This window comes from Carnobacterium sp., from assembly GCF_040274945.1.
Lineage (GTDB): Bacteria > Bacillota > Bacilli > Lactobacillales > Carnobacteriaceae > Carnobacterium_B.
Genome location: NZ_JBEMAR010000006.1, coordinates 45,252 through 71,035, shown reverse-complemented (window position 1 = coordinate 71,035; position 25,784 = coordinate 45,252). Strand labels below are relative to the sequence as shown.

Below are 25,784 nucleotides of genomic sequence, written 5' to 3'. Positions count from 1 at the left end.
TATATATGCATTATTGTACTAAAATCCTAAATGATTTATATCAATAACAGCAGAAAAAGACGGAGATAAGCCATCATTTAACAATGGCTTATCTCCGTCTTTATTAGTTTTCATTACAGTTTAAAAATCGTGAATGCCAACATAACTGCTCATCCGTTGCACTGCTATGGTCGTTAGTTTTAGTTAATAATTTCCCCTTTATTCTTAGCTAATCTTTCATCCCATTCCTGTCGTTCTGAATGAGTCAGTTTTTCCCAGTCTGTTACTTCTCCCAAAACTTTTAGAGGGTCTTGTGAGCGATAAGAACGTGTTAGGTTACCGGGAAACTTCTTGTCAGTTACATTAGGGTCATTTTCAAATTCACCGATAGGTTCTATGATGTAAACACTTTCGTTTCCTTCGCCTTTTGATAATGCTGCAGCAAGTCCCGCACCATTGATATTTGCTGTGAAATAGATATGGTTCATTTTAAGATCTTTTTCGTAATTTGATTCCTTACCCGCTGTTAGCAAATCGCCAACTTGCAAATCTGCCTTTGACCCATGATAAAAAGGACCAGCGTCAGTCGGTCTACCTTGATATGAATGAGACAATTCACTATTTTTTCTAGCATTTGTAGTATCATTCATTGCTTCATAACATTTAGCGATAGTTAAATATAAAGTTGGATAAGCACTCTTAACATCATCATCATTAATTTTTAGAGCAAAGGCCAAGGATTTTTCCATCCATTTCAACTTATCATTAACATTATTTTGTCTTAATCCTAAATGATAAGCTGCAATAAATCTTTCATAATCATCACTTGTTTGGTTCCATGCTTTAAGAAATGCTTCGATGGCATCATCCAAATTCCCGCTTTCTTCTAGGGCCATCCCTTTCATACAGAGCTGGATAATAGGATTACTTGGATCAAATTTCATCCTCATCTTATTTTTCCTCCTAATTAACTAAATTTTTTATTACTACTTATGATACGGATCGCTCAACTTCTTAGTAAGCTCTGCTTCCTTTGTTACTCCATTTAGTCTACGAATTATTTCTTTGTCGAATATAATTTTGTCAATGAATGCTCGTATTAACAGATTAAACTCTATGCTTTTTGCCTATTAAGGTAATAGAAAGCACTATAGAAGATAACAAGGGCGTGCCTATATGACCTATTCATGCTAGAATAAAAATAAGAAACTATTGGAGGATGATATGATTATGAACCAAGAACTCGTTGAGATTTGCCTGCGTGTCAGAGATATTGAGGCTACTTTAGACTTTTATACTAATCTGTTCGATTTTGAAGTTGCCAGCCGCAGAGAATTCCCTGAAGATAAATTTGATTTAATTTATCTGAATTCTCCCGGTTCTTCTGTACAAATTGAACTCACTTATAATTACGATGCCGAGCCCTATAATGTAGGAAATGGCTTCAGTCATTTAGGTGTAACTGTCAGTGACTTAGAAAAAATGCATGAAGTTTGTAAAGCTTCTCCTTACGGAACAGGTGATTTAAGAGGACTTTCAGGCGGCACACCTTCTTATTTCTTTGTGACGGACCCTGATGGCTATCGAATTGAAGTAAAGCGTGCAAAATAATTTTTCGAATCTTTTAAATGTAAGCTTATTGGTTATTGCCAATATGCTTACATTTTTTTATTCCTTCTTATCATTATCCGCGTTTGATTGATTAACAAGCATCTTAAATTATCTCGTAAGCACCGAATCCTTTTGTTTGATAGACTCCCATTTCGTTTAAATAATTTCACAAGACTTCAATCGCGTATATCTCTAATTTTATTTTGCGTATATAAATCACACCTTATCACCACTCAAAATTTCTTATTAATTCATTACTATCTAAAAACCTCATTTACTTATGGTACGGTTCATTCCGAACAATTTTGAATCCACGATAGATCTGTTCAATTAAAACTAATCGCATCAATTGATGAGGTAGTGTCATTTTTCCAAAAGAAATAGGTGTATTGCTTCTTTTCATTACTGCATCGCTTAAACCTAATGACCCACCTATCACAAAAACAATCGTACTTTTCCCTTGAACGCCTAGTTGTTCAATTTCTTTAGCAAATTCTTCTGAAGTACGTTGTTTGCCTTCAATAGCTAGTGCAAAAACAAATGCTTGATCTGGAATCTTCGCTAAAATACGCTCGCCTTCTTTTTCTTTGACTTGCACCATTTCAGCTTCACTTAATTTTTCAGGTGCTTTTTCATCTGAAACTTCGATTAATTCTAATTTACAATAGCCTCCTAATCGTTTCGCATATTCTGCAATACCCATCTTCAAATATTTTTCTTTTAACTTACCCACAGTTATTATTTTGATGTTCAAAAAAGTTATCCTCCTATAATCACAGGTTATCCACAAAAGTTATACACATGTCCACAACTTTAAATCATTATATAGTGGTAGAATGCTTGTTCGACACTACATATATTGCATCCATCTCGCAATAACCACATTTTTGTTTTGAGTTATCAACAGGCAATAATTGGTCTAGTACCGGCAGTTCAAAACCTCCATAAACTGCGTCATCTAAAGCTTCTTCCACATGTTCCTTACAAGCTAAAATTTTATCCATCCACAACACCTTCCTCATTTTGTGGATAAATTATTTCGTCTCCACATACCTACCTCTATTATTTTACAGCACTTATCCACAATGTTCAAAACTTTTCACACTTACTTGTCCACAAAAATTTAAAAAACCAATTAAAAATTGGTTTATTTCATCATTTTTCCAGGTTAAAAAATTCGTTTCCAATTTTTTTACGAAGCCCTAGACTTTTTATATTCTACGCCTTATTCTTTTTATATAGAATCTTCTTTTCTTATTACTAAACTGCTAGGAGGAATTTTTTATGAGAGAATATCAAAATAAAACTGAATTAATAAACACCATTAAAGAACACTACCAAAAATACATTACCGAATTTGATTCTATCCCTGAAGAATTTAAAGACAAGAGAATCATAGAAGTAGAACAAACTCCTTCTGAAAATTTATCTTATCAGCTTGGTTGGATCAATCTCTTACTTCAATGGGAAAAAAATGAACAACAAGGAAAAACTGTTCAAACCCCTACTGAAGAATACAAATGGAACAATCTAGGTGGATTATATCAGTCTTTTTATCAAGAATATGGGAAATACTCTTTAGTAAAACAAAAAGAACTGTTAACTCAGTTAGTTGAAGAGTTCTGCCATTGGGTGGAAAGTCTCTCTGATACTGAATTATTTGAACCCGAACAACGAAATTGGGCTACTACAAAAGCCAAATGGCCTATTTGGAAGTGGATTCACATAAATACAGTCGCACCATTTACAAATTTCAGAACCAAAATTCGTAAATGGAAAAAAGTAATTAGCTAATGACAAAAAAATAGAGTCTGAGTTATTAACACTCAGACTCCATTTTCATTTTGAAATTTTATTATAGAGTTGGTTCTGAAGCAGTCATTGTGACTGTCGTTTTTTGAAGTTCACCATTACGATAATACTCGACTTCAATTTCTTTTCCAAGTTCAGAAGCATAAATTTCTTTACGCAATGATATTGAATCTGTCACTTCTTTACCATTGAATTTCACAATAACATCGTATTGCTCTAATCCAGCGACTTCAGCTGCTGAGTCTGGTTGAACTTCAGCTACTACAACACCAGAGGTAACATCTTCAGGTAATTTCAAGACTGTTTCTTGTTGTTGTTCAGATATTTCACTTAAATCCAATAAACTAATTCCCAATACCGGACGAACCACTTCACCATTTGCTTCCAATTGATTAATGATGCTAACAACGTCATTACTTGGAATAGCAAATCCCATTCCTTCGACAGTATCACTAGAGATTTTCATTGAATTGATTCCAATTACTTGACCAGCTATATTGATCAAAGCACCACCAGAATTACCTGGATTGATAGCTGCGTCGGTTTGAAGAGCTGTAACTTCCCAATCTACTACGCCATCGCCTGTAATATCCGTTTCAACACTACGATTTTTAGCAGATATAATTCCTTGAGTAACAGAAGAAGCAAAGTTTGTTCCTAGTGGAGAACCGATTGCAATTGCAGGTTCGCCAACAGTCACTGCATCTGAATCGCCAAAAGTAGCAACTGTAGTTACCTTTTCAGAAGGAATAGACAATACGGCTAGATCTGTCCAGATATCTGTTCCAATTAATTCAGCTTCAACTTTTGTGCCATCTTTCAAAATAACTTCAATTGCATCTGAACCATCGATAACATGATTATTGGTTACGACATAAGCTGTATCACCGTCTTTTTTATAAATCACTCCACTACCTTCACCCGCTGTTTGTAAGTTGTCTTCTTCCTCCTGCGCGTTGTCTGTCTCAAGTGCACCTTCTAGTCCTCCATCAGCTTGTGATTGCATATTAACAACTGATACAACTGAATCTTCTACTTTAGCAACAGCTTCTGTTACATCAGAAGTCACATCTACGCTGACATTGGTTGTGATCACTTCTCCTGTGTCTTTATCGACCATGCCTGTACCGGTTTCAGTATTGATTCCATTATCCGTTGCTGCTAAATATCCTCCGCCTAGTGCCGCTACTACAAGTCCACCTATTAGCCCTCCGACAAGTCCATTTTTCCAAGAACCTCTTTTTTTGTTTTTTGTTTCCTCACTCATTAATCTTCACCCCTCGTAGTCTTTTTATGATGCTAGTATAATCTTTACATTTGAATTTTATATGAAACTTTTGGGACATTTTTATTAACTCATTATTATATTAACATTAAATCTTCTTTACACGATAGTGAATGAACTTATATAAAATCGAAAACCTCTCTTGACCTTTAAGTCGAGAGAGGTTTACTTTTCAAACTTTAAACAACAAATAAAGATGTAGGTACGACTGGATCTGTATCAAATACTAAAAATTTGTCTTCTACTCCTGTTTCTTTTTCTTTTAAAATATTTACAGCTGTTAAATGTGCCAACTCTTTTAAATTATTGTCTTTACTTAGATGACCTAAGTAAACTCTTTTCGTAGCATCACCGATGATTTCAGCTAAAGCTAATGCACCATCTTCATTTGAAAGATGCCCTTTGTCTCCCAAAATACGTTGCTTTAAATGCCACGGGTAATTTCCCATTCGCAGCATTTCAAGATCATGATTGCTCTCGAATAAATACGCATCCGCATTCGAAACAATCCCTCTCATACGATCACTGACATAACCCGTATCAGTCAACATCACAAAACATTTATTGTCTTTATGAAAACTATAAAACTGAGGTGCGATCGCGTCATGTGAAACTCCAAAACTTTCCACATCTATATCGCCAATGGTCATTGTTTTTCCCATTTCAAACAAGTATTTCTGTTCCGTTTTAATTGTACCAATTATAGGGGTCATAGCTTCCCACGTTTGCTCATTAGCATAAACGTCTAGATGGTATTTTCTAGCTAAAACACCTACACCGTGTACATGATCACGGTGTTCGTGTGTGACTAATATCCCATCTAAATCTGCTACATTTCGGTCTATTTTTTTTAGCAATTCCGTTATTTTTTTTCCACTTAATCCACTATCAACTAAAATCTTCTTTTTTTCAGATTCTATATACGTTACATTTCCTGAACTTCCGCTGGCAAGAATACTAACCTTTAAACCATTACTTTCATTGGATACCATCTAAAAAATCCTCCTCTATTACCTCTATCATTTTACATCAAACTTATATAATTTCAAGTTTTCACAACGCAAAAAAAGACCCAGAGAAAGGCAGTGTGACAAGACATTTCTTGTACACCTCTTACTTTGGGTCCAACTTTAAATTAAGAAAATCGATTTTTTATTTTCCATTTCAATTTTTGAAGTTATTGTGCTTCAGATTCTTTAGTAGCTGGTGTCTCACTCGTTGGCGTTCGTATTATACTGCCGCTTAGCGCATCTACTCGCTCGATTTCAGTACTTCCACTGTTAACAATTTCAATGTACCATATTGGCGCGTACATGCTTAATTTCTGTAGCGAAAGTGTTTTCGAGTATGTTAATTTGGGTTTTCTTACGGTAGCATTTGCTTGTATTTCGTCATTTTGATATAAAATTTCGACGGCATTTTTATCTGTTATCAACTTTCGACTTTCTCCTTGAACGGTAACTGGGCCTGCATACGTTTGATCATAGGAGATAACTTCTTTCTTATTATTCAAATGAAATACAATTTCTGATGTTCCATCTGCAATCGGAATATTGTTCGCTATTTGAGCATACACTATTTTTTGCTCTGTTGGGCTATAGCTAAAATACCGATACTCTTCACCAAAGAAAACTTGATCACTTAACACATATTCATCTAGCAACTCAATATCTTCCTTAGTTAATTCTTGCTCTTCTGACAAAGCAAGTGGATTAGAAAGGAGACTCATGTAAAGTGAACCGTCTTTTTCAACTGTTCCAGAACGATTTTTTAACTTATCTACATTATCTTCTAATAAACTATTGGTTTCAGCTTGAACATACGGTACTTTGTTCTCAGTTTCTGAAAAATTTGGCAATTTAATATTCTCATTTTCCATTTCTTCCATAAAATCAATTAGTTGATTAGAACTGCTCGTATAATAATTTTTATTTTTATCTAAATACGTGAATATCAAAAAAGTATTTAGAAAGAGAAATGTAATAATAAAAATAATTTGAATTCGTTTAAAATCCATTTTACTGACCTCCTTCATTGAAAAGAAGGCTTTGAGCAAGTTGCCATTTACCATTGATTTTAACATACCAATTAGGCTCTAAGTTGATCACACGATCCGATTCCGTACTATTTATCCAAGTATAACCGATTTTTAAATCATCGATTTCTTCACTAGGATAGCCACTTGCCGATAGAGATTCCAAAATACTCACACCGCTTTGAAGTGTTTTTTGTTCTTCAACATCGGAAATAGGCGTTTGAGCAATAACTAAAGGAACTTGTAACCGTGACAATCCATCTTCAAAAACGGTTACATGAGTCGTTCCATAGTCAGAAAATTCACTAAACACTGGAAATCCTGCAATATAACGACGATAAGTGACTTCTCTCGTAGAATCATTATAGTCAAAATAATGAACATCCGAAGCCCAGTTTTCATACTGGATCAATTCGTTGTAACTTACTCTAAGCGTTTCTGTAATGGATAACTTATTTTCAGCATTTCGATTACGATAATACGTTAATATATCGGTGTTCTCATTTATTTGCAACTCACTCACGTAGTCATTGTAGCTAACAATATTTTCATCGTTAGCACTGTTTTCTCTTACTTCTGAAGTATCGTCAAATAACCGTTCAATAAATAATTGATTCGTTTGTCTTTCAACTAAATAACTTAAATAAGGCAATTCTATTTCCTCTGCTGAAGTATAAACTTGTTTGCCTTCATCTAGAACAGCATTTGCCAAATATGATATAGCATTTTCTTCTTCTATCAGTTTATCTATTTTACTTTGATCTATTCCTTCTATTGCTTCACTGTAAAACAACTTCGAATGTGTGTTATAAAAATAGATCTGATTTAAATTATCTTTTGAAAAATAGATACGATTAAACGACCGATCTTGGTATTCGCCTGCAAGATCATTAAATAAATCTGGGAAAACACCAAATGAAATATTTTCAACAAAAACCATTTCTAACGCATTGGTCTGACTTAACTTTTCTTCGTATTCTTCATTCGTTAATTCAATCGGTTCTTCAATCGTATCTACTTTCCATTTAGTAAATTCTCTAGTTATAGCCGTTACGATTTTTGTTTGAGTAAATGCATTTATTTCTCCATTTTTATGAAGGACAATTTGAGTTGGTCCAAATACTTGTGACATATCGCGTGCGATAGACACAGATGAGGTTGTTCCTTGATTCGCATTTGTTTCTTCATTAAATTGGCTAGGCATAGTCCATATCATAAAGGTTAGAAACAGACTCAATACGATAAGAGCTACTAGAACAACTTTTATTATTAAATCTTTCTTCATTCCCAATCATCCTCCTCATATGGAAGATACGGCAGTGAAATATAAAAAGTCGTTCCTTTTCCCTCCGTACTTTCTGCCCATATTTTACCTTTATGTTGATGAACAACTTCCTTAGAAATGGCTAAACCTAATCCAGTTCCACCCATTGAGCGTGCTCTAGCTTTGTCGACTCTAAAGAAACGATCAAATACATTTGCTAGATCTCGTTTTGGAATACCAAGACCTTCATCACTAATGCTGAAAACGACGCTATCATTTGTTTCGAAAAGTCCACAAGTAATCGTTCCTCCATCTGGAGAATACTTAATAGCATTATTCATGATATTATCTAAAACTTGAATCATTTTATCAGCGTCCACTTCAACCCATAATTGTCTATCCGTAAAGTTTCGTTTGATTAAAAAATCTTTTGTTGATTTGTCAGAAGATTGTATCATCATTTCAAAACGTTTGATGACATGATCAAACAATTCATTTACATTTAGATATTCTAAATCTAACGTGCCTTTGCCAGAATCCATACGGGATAAATCCAGCAGATCTTTGATCATTCGAATCATACGATCTGTTTCTTCTTGTGTCACTTGTAAAAATTGCGGAGCGATTTCCGGATCTTTCCATGCACCATCAAGTAACGCTTCTAAATAACTTCTCATACTTGTTAAAGGTGTTCTAAGTTCATGGGAAACATTTGAAACAAACTCTTTTCGCTCATTTTCTATTTTTTCTTGCTTTGTTACATCATGAAGTACACAAACGATTCCACTAATAAAACCAGTTTCTCTTTGAATAAGAGTAAATTCACCTCTTAAAGTTACGGGTACATCATCATTTGAAAAATCAAAATACATATCATCTTCATTTTCCAATAATTTACGCAACGTATATTCCTTATCTATTTTCAATACTTTTAAGATTGAAACACCTAGCGCCATTTCCTGGGAAATATTCAACATTTCCATAGCTTTGTCATTGATAATAACAATAACTCCTCTTCGGTCTGTAGCGATAACTCCATCTGTCATGTGTGTCAACACACTATTTAAACGTCTCCGTTCAGATTCTGTTGTTTCTTGGGCTTCCTCAACCTTAGTTGACAAATCGTTGATAGCCATAGATAAAATCCCCAGTTCATCTTTACTATAGACTTTAACGTGTCCGGAATAATCTCCATCTGCCATTTGAATGGTTTGTTGTGTCATTTCAGTGATTGGTTTTGTTATTGCCCGGGAAATAAAGAGTGCCAAAATAACGGTTAATGCGATTGCTATTAAAGAAGAATTAAGAAAAATGAGCGTTATTTCGCTGATTTGTTCATAGACACTTTCAATATTTGTCGTTAGCGCTATTACACCCAATATTTCATTTGAGCCATCACTTGCAATAATAGGAGAAACCAACTTCCAGATTCGGTCGTTGGTCGTTTGATCTCTGTATTGGCTAGTGACTGTATTTCCCAGCAGTAATGCTTGTTGAACATCCTTATCATTTGTTTTACTACCAACACTATTTTGCTGTGTACTATCACTAGTTCCTAATAAATAGTGTTGGGCATCAATGATCTGAACTTCTAAAATCCCATTTCCTGAGAAGTCTTCAATCAACCGTTCAATCTCGGTACTATCTTCTGCTGTTTCATCATCAAATAAAATAGGCTGAATAGTGTTATCTAAAAAACCTACTTGAAGTCTTTTTTCTTCTTGGAAATTAGTGACTAGCTGTGTTTCTAATTGTCTAACAAAATACGTTCCAATTAATTCTAATGCCACCAGTAATAGAATTATGAACACGAAAATTATTTTGAAATCAATAGATTGAAAAAAAGTGATTTTTTTCTTCATGAAACATTACTCCTGTTCAGGATTTCTTAAATAATAGCCAACTCCACGTCTTGTTACAAGCCAAGTTGGGTGACTAGGGTTGTCTTCTATTTTTTCTCTTAATCTTCTAACCGTTACATCGACTGTTCTTACGTCACCAAAATAATCGTAGCCCCAAACCGTTTGTAACAAATGTTCTCTAGTCATTACTTGACCTAAATGTTTAGCTAAATAGTGCAACAATTCAAATTCACGGTGTGTTAATTCAATTGTAGCCCCTCTTTTAGAAACAATGTATGCATCTGGATGAATCGTTAGAGCACCTACTTCAATATCATTTGTTTCAATTTCTTCAACAACAGGTGTCTTAGCGTTATCATGTCTTCTTAAGTTTGCTTTTACACGTGCTGTCAATTCTCTGTTAGAAAAAGGTTTTGTGACATAATCATCCGCACCAAGTTCTAATCCAAGTACTTTATCGATTTCCGAGTCTTTTGCTGTAACCATAATAATAGGCATATCATGATTTTTGCGTACTTCACGACAAACTTCTAGTCCGTCTTTTTTAGGCAGCATTAAGTCTAAAATGATAAGATCTGGCAAGACTTCTTCTACTTTTTCTAAAGCTTCTTCTCCATCATATGCAGTAAATACTTCATATCCTTCTTTTGTTAAATTAAATTTAACGATATCTGAAATTGGTTTCTCATCATCAACTACTAATATTTTTTTCAAAATGAAACCTCCTTGGAATTTCTACTTTTTTATGATTGTTTTTTTATATTAATGGTTTATTACTTTTCAATTAATTTGCTATAAGAATGACAAACTATTCTACCTTTCATTATACCGAACATACGGTAAGAGTGCAAAAACAAAATCAAGAGCTGTATATAGGCTCTTGATTTTGTATCATTGATTGGCTAATTTTTTAATAACCTTCAATAGTTAATGCAATTGTTTTTCCATATTGAGCTTCGACTTCATTATTTGGTTTGAATACGTAACGGTAATTTTCATTTTCTCCATTTATCACAATGACTGGTATAAACAATCGGCAACCGCGACTAAGTAGGTATTCCTTATCGAACTTTACCAGCGGGTCTCCTTGTTTAACAGTCATACCTTTTTTTAAATGCGTTTCAAAACCTTCTCCATTTAAGGTTACTGTATCTAAACCAACATGTATGAGAACTTCTAATCCATCATCTGTGCGGATTTCAAACGCATGAGATGCATCTGCTACTTGAAACAACTTTCCACCAATAGGTGCGCAGACTACATTAGAAGTCGGAATCATAGCAAAACCTTCTCCCATCATTTTTTCAGAAAACACAAGATCTGGCACTTCTTCTACAGGTATCACACTACCATCTGTTACAGCTACTAATGATGCCTTTTTCTTCCCTAGCAATTCGCTTTGTGCTTCTTTTTTTGAAGATAAGTCCATTCCAATAAATCCTCCAATATCTATCTCTTTTTTATTCATTTTTTGATCTTTCCTCATTATTTATTTTATCTTTAATTGTACCGGATTCTAAATGCTTTGACCATCTTTAAAAAAATCTATTTGAATTCATTCGTTATTTAATCCAACGGTAATTAAGAACTTTAAGTTTGTCTTCTCTTTTATACGTTAGTCAAACTTTACAATAATGCGATTTCATTTTATTTGGCTATTCCCATATTTAATGGTATTCTTATAGAAAATAAAGGTAAACTGATACTCGTTGATAAAATGAGTGGCTACTTTACCTATTTCTTATTAAGTTAAACCAATTTCAACTCTATCTTTAATGAAAGGAGCGTAAAAGCTAAATGTCAATCGAATTTATCATAGCTATTGGTATCGTGGTTTTAGCCTTGGTTGCTTTAGTTATTGTCGGAATACTCATTGGTAAAAAGGTAGGGAGTTTGATGAAAGAAATTAATTCAACTCAGACTACTGTTCAAGATCAAATAACTCATTTTACAAAAGAAACAGATGCTATAACAAGTAAAATAGACCATATGACCACTCGAGTAGATAGTATGACAAAAGATGTAGCTGTTAAACAAGCTTATATTTCTGATTTTACTCAGACAACAGCTGATTTTGGAGATTCTATCAACGATTTAAAACAAAATAGCACTAAAGTCGCTTCATACTTTCTTTCTAGTTCAAGGAGAAAAGTAACAGTTACTCCTCCTCGAATAACCAAAGTTGGAAAAACTGCTTTAAAGATGTACCAGAGTAGAAAAAACAGAACAAAAAAACGTTTTTCATTTAACTAAACTAAATCAATTTAGAAAAGGGGAACTTTGTTATGGCTAATAGTTTTACTAGAACTTTATTTGTAGGAGCTGCTGCTGCAGTTACTGCTTTATTACTCGCTCCTAAATCAGGAAAAGAATTACGACAAGATATCAAAACGCAAGCAAACGATTTGAAAGACCAAGCAATGGATCAAGTAAACAGTTTTGCTGATGAAGTAAAACAAAGTTACAAAGAAGTTGAAGAAGAAATCAGTTATACTGATCCTGAATTAGCTGCTACTATTGAAGATATTGAAACAGACTTAAATTTACACTCTGAACCACTTGATAATTCAGAATTTTCAGGTGCTGTGGAAGTTCCACCAACATCTGTAGTTGAAGACTTATCTAATGCTCCTGACTTATCTGTTGAAGATAGACGTGGACAATTATAAACCTAAAAAACACTCCCGCTAATGAGCATATCATTAGCAGGAGTGTTTTTCCTTTTTATAGCTATTTAGCTGGGTCTATAATTTTTAGTGTTGATAGATTATTCAAAATACTCACTAAAGATTTCTGGGGGAATAGGGTTGCTTGTAGCCCTGTATAGGATTCAATGAGAATTATAAACCGTTAGCGCTTCAGCGATCACGGTTTATTTGAAGCTTGAAAGTCTGTAAGTCTACAGGTTTACAGGCGGTCCCATGGCTCCACAAGCAAACGCGTCCATTCCAGAAGAAATTTTATTTTGAAGCATCCAACCATTTGTCGTACAACCATTTAACTAATAGAGAACTGGTACTAGACCCTTTAAATCATTAATTTATTTTTTCGTTAGAAGGAGATTCTTGACCGTTTGTCCAATATCTTTACTATGACAGATATCTGAAATAACAGCCACTCCGTCTGCTCCTGAAAAACGAACGTCATTAGCATTTTCTTCTGTAATTCCGCCTATACCCACGATTGGGAAGTTACCAATCTGTTTTCGCATAGCCTTTAAAAAATGCAAGCCCGCAGGAGGTTTCGCATCTTTTTTAGATTGCGTTTTATAGATTGGTCCAATTCCTATATAATCTGCTCCATTAAGTAGGGCATGTTCCATTTCTTTAGAACTGTGTACAGAAACACCTACTATTTTTCCTTTCGCTTTTTTACGAAATGTAGCAAGAGCTAGATCTTCTTGTCCAATATGAATACCATCAGCATCTAGTTTTAGTGCAAGTTCAACATCATCGTTGACGATAAACGGCACTTGATATGCTTGACACATTTTTTGGCAAGTACGGGCAAACTCTTCATAAACGATACCTGTTAATGCCCCTTCACCTTTTTCACGTAATTGGAAACATGTAATTCCTGCTTCCAATGCTTCTTCAAGTGTTTTCAAAGGGTCTTTTGTACAGTTCATTGTTCCCATTATAAAATAGACGCTCAATATATTACAATCCACTTACTTCTACCTCACAGATTCCTTGTTGACGATTATAAGCAAAGTGATTTGTTGGTCCATGTCCATTTCCAATATGAAGAGGAGTAGAAATGGCTAAATGAATAAATTTTTTCGCTTCAATGATCGATTCCTTTATCGATAGTCCTTTTGCTATATTTGCTGTAAGTGCTGCTGAAAATGTACAACCTGTTCCATGTGTATCTTTTGTTTGGATACGAGGGGTAGTTATTGAAAAAGAGTCCAGACGAGAATACACTCTGTCTGTTGCATGTTCTCCATCTAAATGACCTCCTTTGATAACGACACATTCAACTCCCATTTGAAGAATTTCTTGTGCAGCTTTTTCAATATCTCTAACCTCTTTAATTCGTCTACCTGTTAGCAGTTCTGCCTCAGGAATATTAGGCGTACAAATTGTTGTATAAGGAAAAAGTTTTTTTATTAACGTTGTTACTGCTTCATCCTGTAAAAGACTTGCTCCGCCCTTAGCGATCATCACGGGATCAACGATCAATGGGATGTTTTGTTGTTGTATAATTTTAGCTACAACTTCAATAATTTCAGTTGAGAATAACATGCCTGTTTTAATAGCTTTTATAGGAAAATCATCCAACACAGTTTGTAATTGTTGCTGTACAAAACTTGGAGATACTTCAAAAATGCCGTGGACTCCTAGTGTATTTTGGTCAGTTAATGCTGTAATGGCTGTTGTTCCAAATACACCAAGTTCTTGAAATGTTTTTATGTCTGCTTGAATTCCAGCACCACCACCGGAATCTGATCCGGCAACTGTTAATGCAATCATTTCTCAACCTCCGCTAACTCTTGTAATGTGTTCATAAAGTGTAAGGCAAGCGTCCCTACCTCATTTGTACTATGCTCAGCAGCTTTTTTATAATCTTTTAGCGTTGTTGCTAAATCTTGCATTTGATTTGTACCTCCAGTAGCAAGAGATGCTGCACAAATAGCACTTAGTAAACAACCTGTACCTGTAATATGTGTTGTTAGCTCTTTTCCTCCTGAAATATACAGTTCTTCATATCCATTTGTTATAAAATCTGATTCACCAGTTACAATAACAAAGCACTTATACTGCAAAGACATCCGCTTTGCTACTAGAGCAATATCTATTTCACCTGTGCCACTGTCTACACCTTTTGATTGCCAAACCTCACCTGCAATGGCTGCTAATTCTCCTGCATTACACCGAATCAAATTAAACTGAACATTTTTTAAAAGTAGCTGAACCAATTGTTTCCGGTAACTTGTGGAACCAACGCCTACAGGATCCAACACAATAGGAATGGTTAATTCATTGGCTTTTTCCCCAGCCAGCATCATAGCTTCTGCTGTACGGTCGTTCACAGTACCAATATTAATAAGCAATGCTTGAGCAATCGACACTATTTCAGTTACCTCGTTCACTTCATCAGCCATAATAGGTGAAGCACCGACTGCAAGTAAACCATTCGCAGTAAAATTAGCGACCACATAGTTGGTCATGCAATGCACTAAAGGAGCTGTCTTTTTTATTTGGGATAACATTTTTCATTCCTCTTTCCCACAATTTTTTGTCTACCATCTTGAATAACTGCTTTCTTAACCTTATTAGTTCTATCGATCTATCTGTCATTTCTTTTCAAAAATTACGACGCTCACTCCTCCTTTATTTTGGACGTAAGCAAAAAGCCTCTACAAAAATCGTAGAGGCTAAAAAAGTGTATAAGAAAACCACTAATCGCTCCCTACGTCAGTATTAACTAACAGGTTCAAAGGGTCAGGTTTTAACCTTCTCAACACAAGTGTGTCCCCCCGCAATTAAAAGTTTTACAAAAGAAAAGAGCTCCCCATAAAAAAGGAGAGCTCAGTACGTATAATGTAAGACATATGTACATCGTGCTCCCTACGTTAGTGTTAACTAACAGGTTCAAAGGGTCAGGTTTTAACCTTCTCAACACACATGTGTCCCCCTGCAAAACATTTAATTACTTATAATCTTACTACAGACAAACTATTTAATCAATTCTCTTAAGTAAGCAGAAATTAAGAGTACAAAATGCTTAATTAATGAATAGACTGAAAAAATCTATTCATTAATTAGCAATATTTCGATCTTTTTCTGTTAGTTTATTTATGCTACTTTATTAACCCATACAGATATGGATCCACCTTCTACAAGAAAATGACCATTTCCTTCTTCATCAATAGTTACTGTCTCCTTGCAATGCCCTAAATAATCTTCATAAACGAATCCCTTTTTTTCTTTCCCTACAAACATATCTTTATATCCAGCTTCACTATTTGAAATGACTATAGCACATCCTGTGGGGTGCTCTTCATTTCCTGAACGTGTCCAGCCAATACAATTACCATGGTCAAAATAATCTGTTTGATCTCCATATGCATACTGTTTTTTTGCATAAAGTAATTTATCAATCATTTCACGATGTGGTTCAATAGGATTTTCTCCTTTTATACCATAATAATCACCATAAAAGAGCACAGGATATCCTTCTTTCCTTAGCAAGATGACTCCATACGCTATAGGCTTAAACCAAGGTTCAACAAATGATTCAAGTGATTGGTTTGGCTGTGAATCATGATTGTCTACAAATGTTACAGCTTGCATTGGATTGTTTTTAATTAATGTTTGATCAAATAAATGTGTTAAATCAAATTCTTGACCCATTTTAGAAGCTTTTTCTAATTGATGGTGTAATCCTACATCAAATAAATCCAACTTGTAATCTTGGCTATCTAAATAACTCTTCAGATTTGTATAGTTTTGGTCCCAGTACTCTCCTACAATAAAGAATTGTTTGCCAAATTTAGCTTCTATGCTTTCACGTAGCTCAGAAATAAAATTCTCATTTATGTGTTTAACAGCATCTAACCTAAATCCATCAACTCCAGTTTCTTCAATAAACCAGTTGGCCCATTTTTTAGTTTCTTCAATGACCTCAGGATGACTATAATCAATATCCGCAAACATCAAGTAATCGTAGTTGCCGTATTCATTATCTACCGTCTCATCGTCTGCCCAACCCTTATGTTGACCTTCAATACGATAAATGGCTTTTTTTTCAGTCTCTTGATTGTAGTCTGTTCCAGAAAAATGATACCAATGCCATTGAAAATCAGAATACTTTCCTTTTCTGCCTGGAAACGTAAATTCTGTCCATCCTTCAATTTCATAAACATCACTAATCTTTTGATTACGATCATCCGGATTCACTTCAACCGCTTTAAATCGTTCAGTTCCATCTGCACCTGCTTTATGGTTCAAAACGACATCTGCATAAACTTGTATCTCATATTTATGTAGCTCTTCAATAGCTGCAATTAGTTCTTCCTTAGTGCCATATTTAGTGCGTGTAGTACCTTTTTGATCAAATTCCCCTAAATCATATAAATCATAAATACCATATCCGTTATCATTCTTATCCATACCTTTAAAGCAAGGGGGAATCCATACACTTGTTACACCTATTTCATGTAAATGTTTTGCATCTTCTTTTAACCGTTCCCAATGCTTTCCATCATTTTCTACATACCATTCGAAATACTGCATCATCAGTCCATTTTTATGCATGATCTTCATCCTTTCGATAACTAATCCATTATTTAGCTCATTACCTAATCTCTTGCTTGCTCAAAAATTAAACTTTAGTGATTTCAGCAATTTTACCATTTTTCTATCAAAAAGAATAATAACAAGAATTTCTTTTACAAGTCACATTAATCGACAACCAATTCAAAACCAAGTATAGTTACTTTATCAAATAAAGGAGGTTATCTAGATGAAAGCATTGGATAGTATTGCATTAGCACTACTAATTGTTGGCGGTTTAAACTGGCTCTTGGTCGGACTATTTGAATTTGATCTCGTTGCTACAATTTTTGGCGGACAAACATCGTTGTTATCTAAAATCGTTTATATCATCGTTGGTTTATGTGCATTGTATTCCTTAAAATTCTTCCCTTTATTAAATTCAGATCGCAAAGATAGACACTAATAAATTTTGAAAAAGGGACTCAACAGTAAACTGTTGAGTCCCTTTTTTGCATATCCACTTGATTCTTCTACCCAAGAGCTACATCTAAAATCATCATGATTGTAAAACCAATCATCAACCACATAGATGCTAAATCTTTATTACCATTTTCTTGAGAACCAGGTATAACTTCCTCTGCAACAACAAAAATCATAGCTCCAGCAGCGAAACTTAAAGCATATGGAAGTAATGGCTCCATTACTGTAACGGCTAGTACCCCTACTATAGCGGCGATTGGTTCAACAGCACCCGAAAGTTGACCATAGTAAAAACTTTTTGCTCTAGACATGCCATCACGTCTTAGAGGCATGGACACAGCCGTTCCTTCTGGGAAATTTTGAATTCCCATACCGATTGCTAAAGCAACCGCTCCAGCGATAGAAGCTTCTGGATTACCTGTTGCAACTGATCCAAAGGCAACCCCTACTGCTAAACCCTCAGGTATATTATGCATCGTGATCGCTAAAACTAATAATGTACTACGTTTTCTCTTTTGAGGATTGACCCCTTCTGCTTCTGTTGGAGGCATATTAGGATTTAAATGAGGTAAAACATTATCTGCACTCCATAAAAAGATACCACCTAACATGAAACCAATAGCAGAAGGCATCCATGCTGGTAGCGGACCGCTTTCAGCCATTGAAAGAGCCGGTGCTAAAAGTGACCAAAAACTTGCCGCAATCATTACTCCTCCAGCAAAACCAAGCATACCATCCATTAATTTTTGGTTAACATTCTTAGTAGAGAATACTAAAGAAGCTCCTAAAGCTGTCATTCCCCATGTAAAGAGCGTAGCAATTATCGTTTGTACTAGTGGACTTAATGAACTCATAAATTCAATCAATTATTTCACTCCTTTTAATAATAGCCAACTATTTTATTCTTCCTATTCAGTATAATGCTCTTTTATTTTTTTCACAAACAGTTGAATGTAGAAGCAATGAACAAATAAAAAAGAGACGCAATAAACGTTTTCAAAATGCTTTCGCACCAACGTTTATTCGTCTCGTGGGTTTGGCACCCAATGGGCTGTGGGGGGTTCGAACCCTCGACCCGCTGATTAAGAGTCAGCTGCTCTACCAACTGAGCTAACAACCCATTTTTTTACCTTTTCACTTACAAAATATAGTTTAACACATTTTATTGCTTTTATGTAAAAAAAATAGCCAAAAAAGATCCTTTTTCTAACTTTTATCAACTAAAAAAAATTAACCAAACAAAAAAGCTTTTTGCTTGGTTAACCGTTAATTTATTAGACTTGTGCCCAAACACTTTCTAAGATGTTTGTTTGGTCGCGATCAGGTCCAACTGAGAACGTTGAAATACGAACACCCACTAATTCAGAAATGCGGTGTACATAATTTCTTGCGTTTTCAGGAAGCTCTGATAGAGTACGACATCCTGTAATATCTTCACTCCAACCTGGTAATTCTTCGTAGATTGGTGTACATTCAGCTAGCTCTTTTAAACTTGCTGGATAATGTAGAATTTCTTCTCCATTGCGTTCATAAGCTGTACAAATCTTAACCGTCTCTAAACCACTTAAAACATCAATTGAATTTAAAGAAAGATTAGTGATTCCAGATACTCGTTTTGAATGACGCATCACTACAGTATCAAACCAACCAATACGACGTGGGCGTCCAGTAGTTGTACCATATTCACGGCCAACATCACGGATGCGTTGTCCTACTTCGTCAAATAATTCAGTAGGGAACGGACCATCTCCCACACGTGAAGTATATGCTTTACATACGCCGACTACTTTATCGATTTTTGAAGGACCAACACCACTACCGATAGTTACTCCACCAGCTACTGGATTAGAAGAAGTAACGAAAGGATATGTACCTTGATCAATATCCAACATAACCCCTTGAGCTCCCTCAAATAAGACACGTTTACCATCATCTAAAGCATCATTTAATACTACTGATGTATCACAAACATACTGTTTAAGTTCTTGTCCATATTGATAGTACTCTTCGAAAACATCTTCAAAGTCAATTGCAGTAGAATCATACATTTTTACAAAACTACGATTTTTTTCTTCTAAATTAATGCGCAAGCGTTCTTCAAAAATTTCTTTATCTAGTAAATCAGCAATTCGGATACCGATACGAGCCGCTTTATCCATATATGCTGGTCCAATTCCTTTAATCGTTGTTCCAAGTTTTTGATCACCTTTAGAATCTTCTTGTAATTGATCTAATTGAATATGATAAGGCAGGATAACATGAGCACGATCAGAAATACGTAGGTTCTCTGTTGTTATTCCTTTGTCATGTAAATAAGCTAACTCTTTAATAAGTGCTTTGGGGTTTACAACAACACCATTTCCAATAACACTGATTTTATCTTTAGAGAAAATTCCTGATGGGATTAAATGCAATTTGTACGTTTCACCATCAAATTGAATAGTATGTCCGGCATTGTCGCCGCCTTGATAACGTGCAATGACTTCCGCATTTTCACTTAGAAAGTCTGTAATTTTACCTTTTCCTTCATCGCCCCATTGTGTACCAACGACTACTACTGAAGACATATGAACACCTCATTAAATTTTTTTTTACCCAAATACTTATTAATTTTAGCAGTAAATGATGATTGTTTCAATAAAAAAGCGAATATTTAATTTTATTTTAACTAAAATAACCGAAATAAACGAACATTATTTTTTAATTGCTAAAAAAAAAAGACAAAATGCGAACAATATTTCGCATGAGTCTTTTTTAACGTTGAGCCATATCATCAGGATAATAGCTTAATGAAGAAAATTTATTGTATTCTTTTATAAATAAAAGTTTAACTGTACCCCTTGCACCACTTCTATTTTTTTCAATAATAACTTCTATCACATTGTCTTCACCGGCAGATCCATGATCGTCATCATCATCTTCTCCCTCTTCACGATCATAATAATCGTCACGGTATAGGAAGGCTACAATATCAGCATCTTGTTCAATTGATCCAGATTCACGAATATCACTTAGTACTGGACGTTTGTCTTGCCGTTGTTCCACACCACGTGATAATTGGGACAATGCTATAACAGGAACTTTTAATTCTTTTGCTAATTTTTTTAACTGACGAGAAATTTCAGAGACTTCTTGTTGTCTGCTTTCACGTCCAGTACCTTCAATTAATTGCAGATAATCAATCAATACCAATCCAAGATTGCCTTTTTCTTGTTTTAATCGACGACATTTAGCACGAATTTCAGCTATTCTAATTCCTGGTGTATCATCGATGTAAATATTGGCTTTTGATAAACTACCCATAGCTACAATCAGGCTTTGCCATTCTTCTTCTGATAACGTTCCAGTTCTCAAATGGCCAGCATCTATACTTCCTTCTGCACAAAGCATCCGATTGACCAATGATTCTGCTCCCATTTCTAAACTAAAAATAGCAACTGTTTCATCCGTCTTTGTTCCAATATTTTGAGCAATATTTAAAGCAAATGCCGTTTTCCCTACAGCGGGACGCGCAGCTAAAATAATTAATTCTTCTTTTTGTAGTCCAGCTGTCATTTTATCTAAAGCTTGATAACCAGTTGGCAAACCTGTAATTTCTTCATTGTTTTGATAAAGTTGATCTATCTGAGCAATAGAACTATTCAACACGTCTGAGATGGCTAAAAAACCGCTCCTGTTACGTCTTTCAGATACTTCAAGAATACTGCGCTCTGCCTCGTCTAAAATGGAAGCTAGCTCGTCTCCTTCTTCATACCCTTTAGTCACAATATCTGTTGCTGTGTGGATCAAATTTCTTAAAATCGCTTTTTGTTCGACTATTTTTGCGTAATATTCCATATTAGCAGCTGTTGGGACAGACACCGCTAACTCGGCTAGATAAGCCATTCCGCCAACGTCTTCTAACTGATTTTTAGATTCTAGTGCATTGGTTACCGTAACGATATCAATAGCTTCATTATGATTATTTAATTCTAGCATTGCTTGAAAAATTAATTGATGTCCTCGGCGATAAAAGTCTTTGGACTCAATAAATTCTAAAGCACCGACAACCGTTTCAGGATCTAAAAATATTGAACCTAAAACTGCTTGTTCTGCTTCTATACTCTGTGGTGGTAAGCGATCTTGAAAAGCTTCTTGTGCCAATAAATTCTCTCCCTTTCACTATCAACAGTACGATTATTTTCCATAAATAGTTGTATTCAATTCTATTATTTTACCTTAAAAAGACTTGAAATACAATCTAGAAAACAGAACATTCGTTCCGTAATCGTTAGTTTTAAAAAAAAAAGTATTTGACTCTTATCATGCTACTGAGCCAAATACTTTTTTACTAATTTAATTTTCTGGTAAAACTCTTACTGTTATAGTTGCAACTACTTCTGGGTGAATTTTCACATCAATTTTCATTGACGTTAAACTTCTAATAGGGACAGGCAACTCAATTTTACGTTTATCAAGTTTTATGTTTAACTGTTTTTGAGCTGCAGCAGCGATTTGTTTTGTTGTAACAGAACCAAATAAACGACCATCTTCAGCAGCTTTTGTTTTGATCTCAATGGCATTTTCATCTTTTTCGAGAAATTCTTTTACCTGTTTAGCTTCTTGTAGAATCTCTTCTTCTTTTTTCTCGTCGGCTTTTATTTTACCGTTTAATTCACTAATACTAGCTGAAGTAGCTTCTTTCGCTAAGTTATTTTTCAATAAAAAGTTATGTGCGTACCCATCAGCAACGTTTTTTACCTCGCCTTTTTTTCCTTTACCTTTTACATCTGCTAAAAATATAACTTTCATACGTTTATTCCTCCTTAGTTTTGTTTAAAATAACCTCACGCAATTGTTCTTTTGCTTCTTTTATCGTAATGTTTTCTAATTGCGTAGCTGCATTAGATAAATGTCCGCCACCACCTAGCTGTTCCATAATAACTTGAACATTTATTTCACCTAAACTGCGGGCACTAATGCCAATTTTATTATCTGTACGCTTAGTAATGACAAAAGCTGCATCTACATTAGACATAGAAAGCATTGTATCAGCTGTTTGTGCTGCTACCACTGTATCATAAATAGTATTCTCTTCACCAACAGCAATGGCTATATTTTTAGTCACAAATTCGATGGTTTCAATTAAATGACTACGAAGCAAGTAAGTTTCTTTATCTTCTTTTAATAATCGTTGGATCATAACTGCATCTGCACCACAAGACCTTAAATAACTTGCAGCGTCAAAAGTACGAGATCCTGTTCTGAGAGAAAAACTATTGGTATCTACAATAATTCCACCTAATAACGCAGTAGCTTCGATCTTATTTATAGGGTCAGCTTCTTCTGATTGGTATTCGAACAGTTCTGTAATCAATTCAGCTGACGATGAAGCATAAGGTTCAATGTAAACTAAAGCTGGATTTTCTGGAAAAGCTTCTCCACGACGATGATGATCAATAACAACTACCTTATTTGTTCGAGAAATTAAATCTGGAGCTATACCCATAGATGGACGGTGGAAATCGACTAACACAACTAAACTATTATTTGTAATCATTTTCTCAGCAACAGCAGGTGATATAATATAACGACTAATTTCATTGTCCTTTTCTACTTCTTTCATTAACTTGGAGATATCCTTGCTAAATTCATCTGGATTTACAATAACCCAAGCTTCTTTGTTGTTCATTTCGGCAATTCTTCTAATGCCTAATGAAGCACCAATAGCATCTAAATCAGGATACTTATGTCCCATAATAAAAATTTGATCCGATTGTTTCATTAATTCTTGAAGTGCTTGACTAATCATCCGAGAACGAACACGTGTTCTCTTCTCCATAGGGTTTGTTTTCCCACCATAATAACGTGGTTCAGCATCATATCCTTTTACAACAACTTGGTCTCCACCCCTGCCTAGAGCTAAATCTAGATTACTTTGGGCTAATATAGATAATTCACTTAAATCTTCAGAACCATACGCAATACCTATACTCAACGTTAGAGGGAAATTTTGTTTTGATGTTCTCTCTCTAATTTGATCAACAATACTGAATTTTTCCTCTTCCATCTTAGCTAACGATTTTTTATGCATCATCACGATAAAGCGATCTTCTGTTATGCGTTTTAAGTACACATGATGTGATTTAGCCCAATTAGATAATTGAGTTGTTATAAAGTTATCTAAGTTAGATACATTTCTATCGGTCATTCCCTGGGTGATCTCATCATGATTATCAACAAATATATTTCCAATAACTATTTGTTCTTCCTCATACTTAGATTGAATGATAGCGTATTCTGTAATGTCCATTAGATAAACAACTCTAATATCTTTTTGAACAATGATTTGGAAAACTTTGTCGCCCCATTTCGCCTTTTTCAACCCAGAGTCTCGGCTTTCTTTGACAAGTAATGCTAATTCACTATCAACGTCTTCTAACTGTTTACCTAGCACTTCTTGGTAACCTAAATGCGATTGAAGGTAAGGGTTAATCCATTGCAATTGTAAATTCTCATTAAATAAAAGAATACCAATGGGCATCTTTATGAGAGCTTCTTGCTCTCCGCGCTTAATTCGAAAAGCTAAATCTGAAATATATTTTTTATTTTCAATGGATAATTTCTTTGCCAAATCATACAATAAAAATAATACTACTATAAAAATAACTAATAACGCTAAACCGATACCAACATTAGCGATAAATCCTAAAACAATTGTAACTAACTGAAACACCATTATAATGGCTATAATAGTTTGGATTTTTTTATCATTTAAGAATTCTGGAAGTTTTTCTTGAGATAGTTTCTTATTCATAACAGGCCCCTTTTTCCATCTCTCTCCTAATTAAAGTTCAACCTCTATTTTACCACTTGTTCTCTAAGTAGACAACTTGTTTCACGTGAAACATATTCTCCAATAAGTATTTTCAAACTCAAACCGATAGTTGAATTTAAAAAATAAAAAGAGTCGAGACATTTGCCTCAACTCTTCATCTTTTTATCTTTTTATTGTTCGTCAGTTACGAAAGGTAATAATCCCATAATACGAGCACGTTTGATTGCTTTAGTTAATTTACGTTGGTTTTTCGCGTATGTTCCAGTAACACGGCGCGGTAAAATTCTACCTCTTTCAGAGATAAAACGTTTCAATAGGTCAATATCTTTGTAGTCCACGTGTTCGATGTGGTTTGCTGCAAAGAAATCAACTTTACGGCGTTTCTTTCCGCCTCTACGTTGTTGAGCCATTTCATATTCCTCCTTTACGTCCCATTCTTTTTAGAATGGTAAATCGTCATCTGAAATATCAATCGGTTGTCCGCTCTTTTCAAAAGGATCAGAGTTGCCAAAGTTTTGATATTGTTGGTTACGGGGAGCTTCTTGTGAATTACTTTGTGTGTTATTGTTATAAGGTTTTTGTTGAGAACCATATGATCCCGATTGAGCTTGAGAATCATTTTGATCTTTACGCTGATCATTTTTAGATTTTGATTCTAATAATGAGAACGTTTCAACAACTACTTCTGTAACATATACACGTTGCCCTTGTTGATTATCGTAAGAACGTGTTTGGATACGGCCTTCTACACCTACTAATGCACCTTTTCTGGTGAAGTTTGCAAATGATTCAGCACTCTTTCTCCAAATCACACAGTTGATAAAATCTGCATCTCTTTCACCTTTTTGGTTTGTAAACTGTCTGTTTACAGCCAATGAAAAAGTTGCTACCGCTGTGCCATTTGAAGTGTATCTTAAATCAGCATCTTTTGTTAATCTTCCAACTAAAACAACATTGTTAATCACATTGTCCACTCCTTCCGATAAAAATGTTTCATGTGAAACATTTTTGCTTAGTCTTCTTCTCTAATTGTCATATGACGCAGAATATCAGAACTGATTTTAGACAAACGATCGAATTCGTTAATTGCAGCTGCATCATTAGCAGTAAGTTTTACGATATGGTAGATTCCTTCGTGGAAATCTTTGATTTCGTAAGCAAAACGACGTTTCGACCAGTCTTTAGATTCAGTGATTTCAGCACCATTATCTTTTAAAATAGTGTCAAAGCGTTCAACTAAAGCTGCTTTTTCAGCTTCTTCGATGTTTGGACGGATAATGTATAAAATTTCGTATTTTGCTGTTTTACTCATCTTGACTGTCACCTCCTTATGGACTTTGGCTCTTTTTACAGAGCAAGGAGAGTATTCTAATTAATGTTCCTTTAGATTACTCACGTCCGTTTAGTATAGCACAT

The 25,784-nt window shown here is 34.7% G+C and carries 27 protein-coding genes, 1 tRNA gene and 2 riboswitches; of the genes, 5 read left to right on the top strand and 23 right to left on the bottom strand.

The window, feature by feature from the left end; all coding sequences use genetic code 11:
- Nucleotides 1-179: 179 nt before the first annotated feature.
- Nucleotides 180-929 carry an NAD(+)--rifampin ADP-ribosyltransferase gene (arr, locus tag ABS916_RS07640; RefSeq protein WP_350451316.1) on the bottom strand — a complete coding sequence of 250 codons (750 nt, stop codon included), beginning with the start codon at nucleotides 927-929 and terminating at the stop codon, nucleotides 180-182.
- 280 nt (nucleotides 930-1,209) lie between these two features.
- Here arr and gloA point away from each other — a divergent pair, with 280 nt between their 5' ends.
- Nucleotides 1,210-1,590, top strand: coding sequence for a lactoylglutathione lyase (gene gloA / locus ABS916_RS07635; protein WP_350451439.1), 381 nt, complete (start codon nucleotides 1,210-1,212; stop codon nucleotides 1,588-1,590).
- 274 nt (nucleotides 1,591-1,864) lie between these two features.
- Here gloA and rlmH read toward each other — a convergent pair whose 3' ends face one another.
- Complete coding sequence (gene rlmH / locus ABS916_RS07630; protein ID WP_350451315.1) at nucleotides 1,865-2,344, bottom strand: 23S rRNA (pseudouridine(1915)-N(3))-methyltransferase RlmH; 480 nt, start codon at nucleotides 2,342-2,344, stop codon at nucleotides 1,865-1,867.
- Nucleotides 2,345-2,411: 67 nt separating this feature from the next.
- Nucleotides 2,412-2,594 (bottom strand): CxxH/CxxC protein, encoded by a 183-nt coding sequence (locus ABS916_RS07625; RefSeq protein WP_350451314.1) that lies wholly within the window; start codon nucleotides 2,592-2,594, stop codon nucleotides 2,412-2,414.
- A gap of 280 nt (nucleotides 2,595-2,874) precedes the next feature.
- On the opposite strand from ABS916_RS07625, the gene ABS916_RS07620 reads away from it, so the two are divergent.
- Nucleotides 2,875-3,384, top strand: coding sequence for a ClbS/DfsB family four-helix bundle protein (locus ABS916_RS07620; RefSeq protein ID WP_350451313.1), 510 nt, complete (start codon nucleotides 2,875-2,877; stop codon nucleotides 3,382-3,384).
- Nucleotides 3,385-3,445: 61 nt separating this feature from the next.
- Here ABS916_RS07620 and ABS916_RS07615 read toward each other — a convergent pair whose 3' ends face one another.
- From ABS916_RS07615 to ABS916_RS07585, 7 genes are all read right to left on the bottom strand, one after another.
- Nucleotides 3,446-4,669: a S1C family serine protease gene (locus ABS916_RS07615; protein WP_350451312.1), complete on the bottom strand. Its 1,224-nt coding sequence runs from the start codon at nucleotides 4,667-4,669 to the stop codon at nucleotides 3,446-3,448.
- Nucleotides 4,670-4,866: 197 nt separating this feature from the next.
- Nucleotides 4,867-5,679 (bottom strand): MBL fold metallo-hydrolase, encoded by an 813-nt coding sequence (locus ABS916_RS07610; RefSeq protein WP_350451311.1) that lies wholly within the window; start codon nucleotides 5,677-5,679, stop codon nucleotides 4,867-4,869.
- Nucleotides 5,680-5,864: 185 nt separating this feature from the next.
- Nucleotides 5,865-6,704: a two-component system regulatory protein YycI gene (locus ABS916_RS07605; protein ID WP_350451310.1), complete on the bottom strand. Its 840-nt coding sequence runs from the start codon at nucleotides 6,702-6,704 to the stop codon at nucleotides 5,865-5,867.
- Nucleotide 6,705: 1 nt separating this feature from the next.
- On the bottom strand, nucleotides 6,706-8,007 hold the full coding sequence (locus ABS916_RS07600; RefSeq protein WP_350451309.1) for a YycH family regulatory protein: 1,302 nt from the start codon (nucleotides 8,005-8,007) through the stop codon (nucleotides 6,706-6,708).
- Nucleotides 8,004-9,848: a cell wall metabolism sensor histidine kinase WalK gene (walK, locus tag ABS916_RS07595; RefSeq protein ID WP_350451308.1), complete on the bottom strand. Its 1,845-nt coding sequence runs from the start codon at nucleotides 9,846-9,848 to the stop codon at nucleotides 8,004-8,006. Before walK ends, ABS916_RS07600 begins: the two co-directional genes overlap by 4 nt.
- A 6-nt stretch (nucleotides 9,849-9,854) precedes the next feature.
- Nucleotides 9,855-10,562: a response regulator YycF gene (yycF, locus tag ABS916_RS07590; protein WP_013709718.1), complete on the bottom strand. Its 708-nt coding sequence runs from the start codon at nucleotides 10,560-10,562 to the stop codon at nucleotides 9,855-9,857.
- Between the two features lie 196 nt (nucleotides 10,563-10,758).
- Complete coding sequence (locus tag ABS916_RS07585) at nucleotides 10,759-11,334, bottom strand: PTS sugar transporter subunit IIA (protein WP_350451307.1); 576 nt, start codon at nucleotides 11,332-11,334, stop codon at nucleotides 10,759-10,761.
- A 311-nt stretch (nucleotides 11,335-11,645) separates the two neighbouring features.
- Here ABS916_RS07585 and ABS916_RS07580 point away from each other — a divergent pair, with 311 nt between their 5' ends.
- Nucleotides 11,646-12,101, top strand: a complete 456-nt coding sequence (locus tag ABS916_RS07580) for a DUF948 domain-containing protein (protein WP_035021013.1) — start codon at nucleotides 11,646-11,648, stop codon at nucleotides 12,099-12,101.
- Between the two features lie 32 nt (nucleotides 12,102-12,133).
- Nucleotides 12,134-12,517 carry a YtxH domain-containing protein gene (locus tag ABS916_RS07575; RefSeq protein ID WP_350451306.1) on the top strand — a complete coding sequence of 128 codons (384 nt, stop codon included), beginning with the start codon at nucleotides 12,134-12,136 and terminating at the stop codon, nucleotides 12,515-12,517.
- Between the two features lie 371 nt (nucleotides 12,518-12,888).
- Here the strand turns inward: ABS916_RS07575 and thiE are convergent, their stop codons facing one another.
- From thiE to ABS916_RS07555, 4 genes are all read right to left on the bottom strand, one after another.
- Nucleotides 12,889-13,518, bottom strand: a complete 630-nt coding sequence (thiE, locus tag ABS916_RS07570; RefSeq protein WP_350451305.1) for a thiamine phosphate synthase — start codon at nucleotides 13,516-13,518, stop codon at nucleotides 12,889-12,891.
- A complete protein-coding gene (gene thiD, locus ABS916_RS07565) occupies nucleotides 13,508-14,323 on the bottom strand; it encodes a bifunctional hydroxymethylpyrimidine kinase/phosphomethylpyrimidine kinase (protein WP_350451304.1) in 816 nt (271 codons plus the stop codon). Before thiD ends, thiE begins: the two co-directional genes overlap by 11 nt.
- Entirely contained in the window at nucleotides 14,320-15,063 is a 744-nt protein-coding gene (gene thiM / locus ABS916_RS07560) for a hydroxyethylthiazole kinase (RefSeq protein WP_350451303.1), read from the bottom strand. The genes thiD and thiM overlap by 4 nt, the downstream gene beginning before the upstream one ends.
- Before the next feature lie 180 nt (nucleotides 15,064-15,243).
- A riboswitch (TPP riboswitch) is annotated at nucleotides 15,244-15,342 on the bottom strand.
- Nucleotides 15,343-15,401: 59 nt separating this feature from the next.
- Nucleotides 15,402-15,500: riboswitch (TPP riboswitch) on the bottom strand.
- 149 nt (nucleotides 15,501-15,649) lie between these two features.
- Complete coding sequence (locus ABS916_RS07555) at nucleotides 15,650-17,110, bottom strand: alpha-amylase (RefSeq protein ID WP_350451302.1); 1,461 nt, start codon at nucleotides 17,108-17,110, stop codon at nucleotides 15,650-15,652.
- Between the two features lie 208 nt (nucleotides 17,111-17,318).
- Here ABS916_RS07555 and ABS916_RS07550 point away from each other — a divergent pair, with 208 nt between their 5' ends.
- Complete coding sequence (locus tag ABS916_RS07550; protein WP_350451301.1) at nucleotides 17,319-17,534, top strand: DUF378 domain-containing protein; 216 nt, start codon at nucleotides 17,319-17,321, stop codon at nucleotides 17,532-17,534.
- A gap of 67 nt (nucleotides 17,535-17,601) precedes the next feature.
- Here the strand turns inward: ABS916_RS07550 and ABS916_RS07545 are convergent, their stop codons facing one another.
- The 9 genes from ABS916_RS07545 to rpsF form a co-directional block, all read right to left on the bottom strand.
- The gene (locus tag ABS916_RS07545) at nucleotides 17,602-18,414 is read right to left on the bottom strand and encodes a ZIP family metal transporter (RefSeq protein ID WP_350451438.1); all 813 of its coding nucleotides are present in this window, start codon (nucleotides 18,412-18,414) and stop codon (nucleotides 17,602-17,604) included.
- A gap of 184 nt (nucleotides 18,415-18,598) precedes the next feature.
- Nucleotides 18,599-18,671: transfer RNA gene (locus ABS916_RS07540), tRNA-Lys, on the bottom strand.
- Between the two features lie 154 nt (nucleotides 18,672-18,825).
- On the bottom strand, nucleotides 18,826-20,118 hold the full coding sequence (locus ABS916_RS07535; protein WP_350451300.1) for an adenylosuccinate synthase: 1,293 nt from the start codon (nucleotides 20,116-20,118) through the stop codon (nucleotides 18,826-18,828).
- A 187-nt stretch (nucleotides 20,119-20,305) separates the two neighbouring features.
- Entirely contained in the window at nucleotides 20,306-21,694 is a 1,389-nt protein-coding gene (gene dnaB / locus ABS916_RS07530; RefSeq protein WP_350451299.1) for a replicative DNA helicase, read from the bottom strand.
- A gap of 192 nt (nucleotides 21,695-21,886) precedes the next feature.
- A complete protein-coding gene (rplI, locus tag ABS916_RS07525; RefSeq protein ID WP_350451298.1) occupies nucleotides 21,887-22,342 on the bottom strand; it encodes a 50S ribosomal protein L9 in 456 nt (151 codons plus the stop codon).
- Between the two features lie 4 nt (nucleotides 22,343-22,346).
- Complete coding sequence (locus ABS916_RS07520; protein WP_350451297.1) at nucleotides 22,347-24,347, bottom strand: DHH family phosphoesterase; 2,001 nt, start codon at nucleotides 24,345-24,347, stop codon at nucleotides 22,347-22,349.
- 191 nt (nucleotides 24,348-24,538) lie between these two features.
- The gene (rpsR, locus tag ABS916_RS07515; protein WP_013709704.1) at nucleotides 24,539-24,778 is read right to left on the bottom strand and encodes a 30S ribosomal protein S18; all 240 of its coding nucleotides are present in this window, start codon (nucleotides 24,776-24,778) and stop codon (nucleotides 24,539-24,541) included.
- Nucleotides 24,779-24,808: 30 nt separating this feature from the next.
- Nucleotides 24,809-25,333: a single-stranded DNA-binding protein gene (ssb, locus tag ABS916_RS07510; RefSeq protein WP_041556011.1), complete on the bottom strand. Its 525-nt coding sequence runs from the start codon at nucleotides 25,331-25,333 to the stop codon at nucleotides 24,809-24,811.
- Nucleotides 25,334-25,380: 47 nt separating this feature from the next.
- Entirely contained in the window at nucleotides 25,381-25,680 is a 300-nt protein-coding gene (gene rpsF / locus ABS916_RS07505) for a 30S ribosomal protein S6 (RefSeq protein ID WP_013709702.1), read from the bottom strand.
- Nucleotides 25,681-25,784: the final 104 nt, after the last annotated feature.

Excerpts from the sequence above, each read along its gene's own strand:
- ABS916_RS07615 (WP_350451312.1), bottom strand. The coding sequence starts at position 4,669 with ATGAGTGAGGAAACAAAAAACAAAAAAAGAGGTTCTTGGAAAAATGGA.
- rpsR (WP_013709704.1), bottom strand. The coding sequence starts at position 24,778 with ATGGCTCAACAACGTAGAGGCGGAAAGAAACGCCGTAAAGTTGATTTC.
- thiD (WP_350451304.1), bottom strand. The coding sequence starts at position 14,323 with ATGATTGCATTAACAGTTGCCGGATCAGATTCCGGTGGTGGTGCTGGA.
- ABS916_RS07610 (WP_350451311.1), bottom strand. The coding sequence starts at position 5,679 with ATGGTATCCAATGAAAGTAATGGTTTAAAGGTTAGTATTCTTGCCAGC.
- rplI (WP_350451298.1), bottom strand. The coding sequence starts at position 22,342 with ATGAAAGTTATATTTTTAGCAGATGTAAAAGGTAAAGGAAAAAAAGGC.
- ABS916_RS07535 (WP_350451300.1), bottom strand. The coding sequence starts at position 20,118 with ATGTCTTCAGTAGTAGTCGTTGGTACACAATGGGGCGATGAAGGAAAA.
- ABS916_RS07585 (WP_350451307.1), bottom strand. The coding sequence starts at position 11,334 with ATGAGGAAAGATCAAAAAATGAATAAAAAAGAGATAGATATTGGAGGA.
- ABS916_RS07600 (WP_350451309.1), bottom strand. The coding sequence starts at position 8,007 with ATGAAGAAAGATTTAATAATAAAAGTTGTTCTAGTAGCTCTTATCGTA.
- ABS916_RS07620 (WP_350451313.1), top strand. The coding sequence starts at position 2,875 with ATGAGAGAATATCAAAATAAAACTGAATTAATAAACACCATTAAAGAA.
- rpsF (WP_013709702.1), bottom strand. The coding sequence starts at position 25,680 with ATGAGTAAAACAGCAAAATACGAAATTTTATACATTATCCGTCCAAAC.
- ABS916_RS07625 (WP_350451314.1), bottom strand. The coding sequence starts at position 2,594 with ATGGATAAAATTTTAGCTTGTAAGGAACATGTGGAAGAAGCTTTAGAT.
- ABS916_RS07550 (WP_350451301.1), top strand. The coding sequence starts at position 17,319 with ATGAAAGCATTGGATAGTATTGCATTAGCACTACTAATTGTTGGCGGT.
- ABS916_RS07520 (WP_350451297.1), bottom strand. The coding sequence starts at position 24,347 with ATGAATAAGAAACTATCTCAAGAAAAACTTCCAGAATTCTTAAATGAT.
- ABS916_RS07605 (WP_350451310.1), bottom strand. The coding sequence starts at position 6,704 with ATGGATTTTAAACGAATTCAAATTATTTTTATTATTACATTTCTCTTT.
- ABS916_RS07575 (WP_350451306.1), top strand. The coding sequence starts at position 12,134 with ATGGCTAATAGTTTTACTAGAACTTTATTTGTAGGAGCTGCTGCTGCA.
- walK (WP_350451308.1), bottom strand. The coding sequence starts at position 9,848 with ATGAAGAAAAAAATCACTTTTTTTCAATCTATTGATTTCAAAATAATT.
- gloA (WP_350451439.1), top strand. The coding sequence starts at position 1,210 with ATGAACCAAGAACTCGTTGAGATTTGCCTGCGTGTCAGAGATATTGAG.
- ABS916_RS07580 (WP_035021013.1), top strand. The coding sequence starts at position 11,646 with ATGTCAATCGAATTTATCATAGCTATTGGTATCGTGGTTTTAGCCTTG.
- arr (WP_350451316.1), bottom strand. The coding sequence starts at position 929 with ATGAGGATGAAATTTGATCCAAGTAATCCTATTATCCAGCTCTGTATG.
- ABS916_RS07555 (WP_350451302.1), bottom strand. The coding sequence starts at position 17,110 with ATGCATAAAAATGGACTGATGATGCAGTATTTCGAATGGTATGTAGAA.
- thiM (WP_350451303.1), bottom strand. The coding sequence starts at position 15,063 with ATGTTATCCCAAATAAAAAAGACAGCTCCTTTAGTGCATTGCATGACC.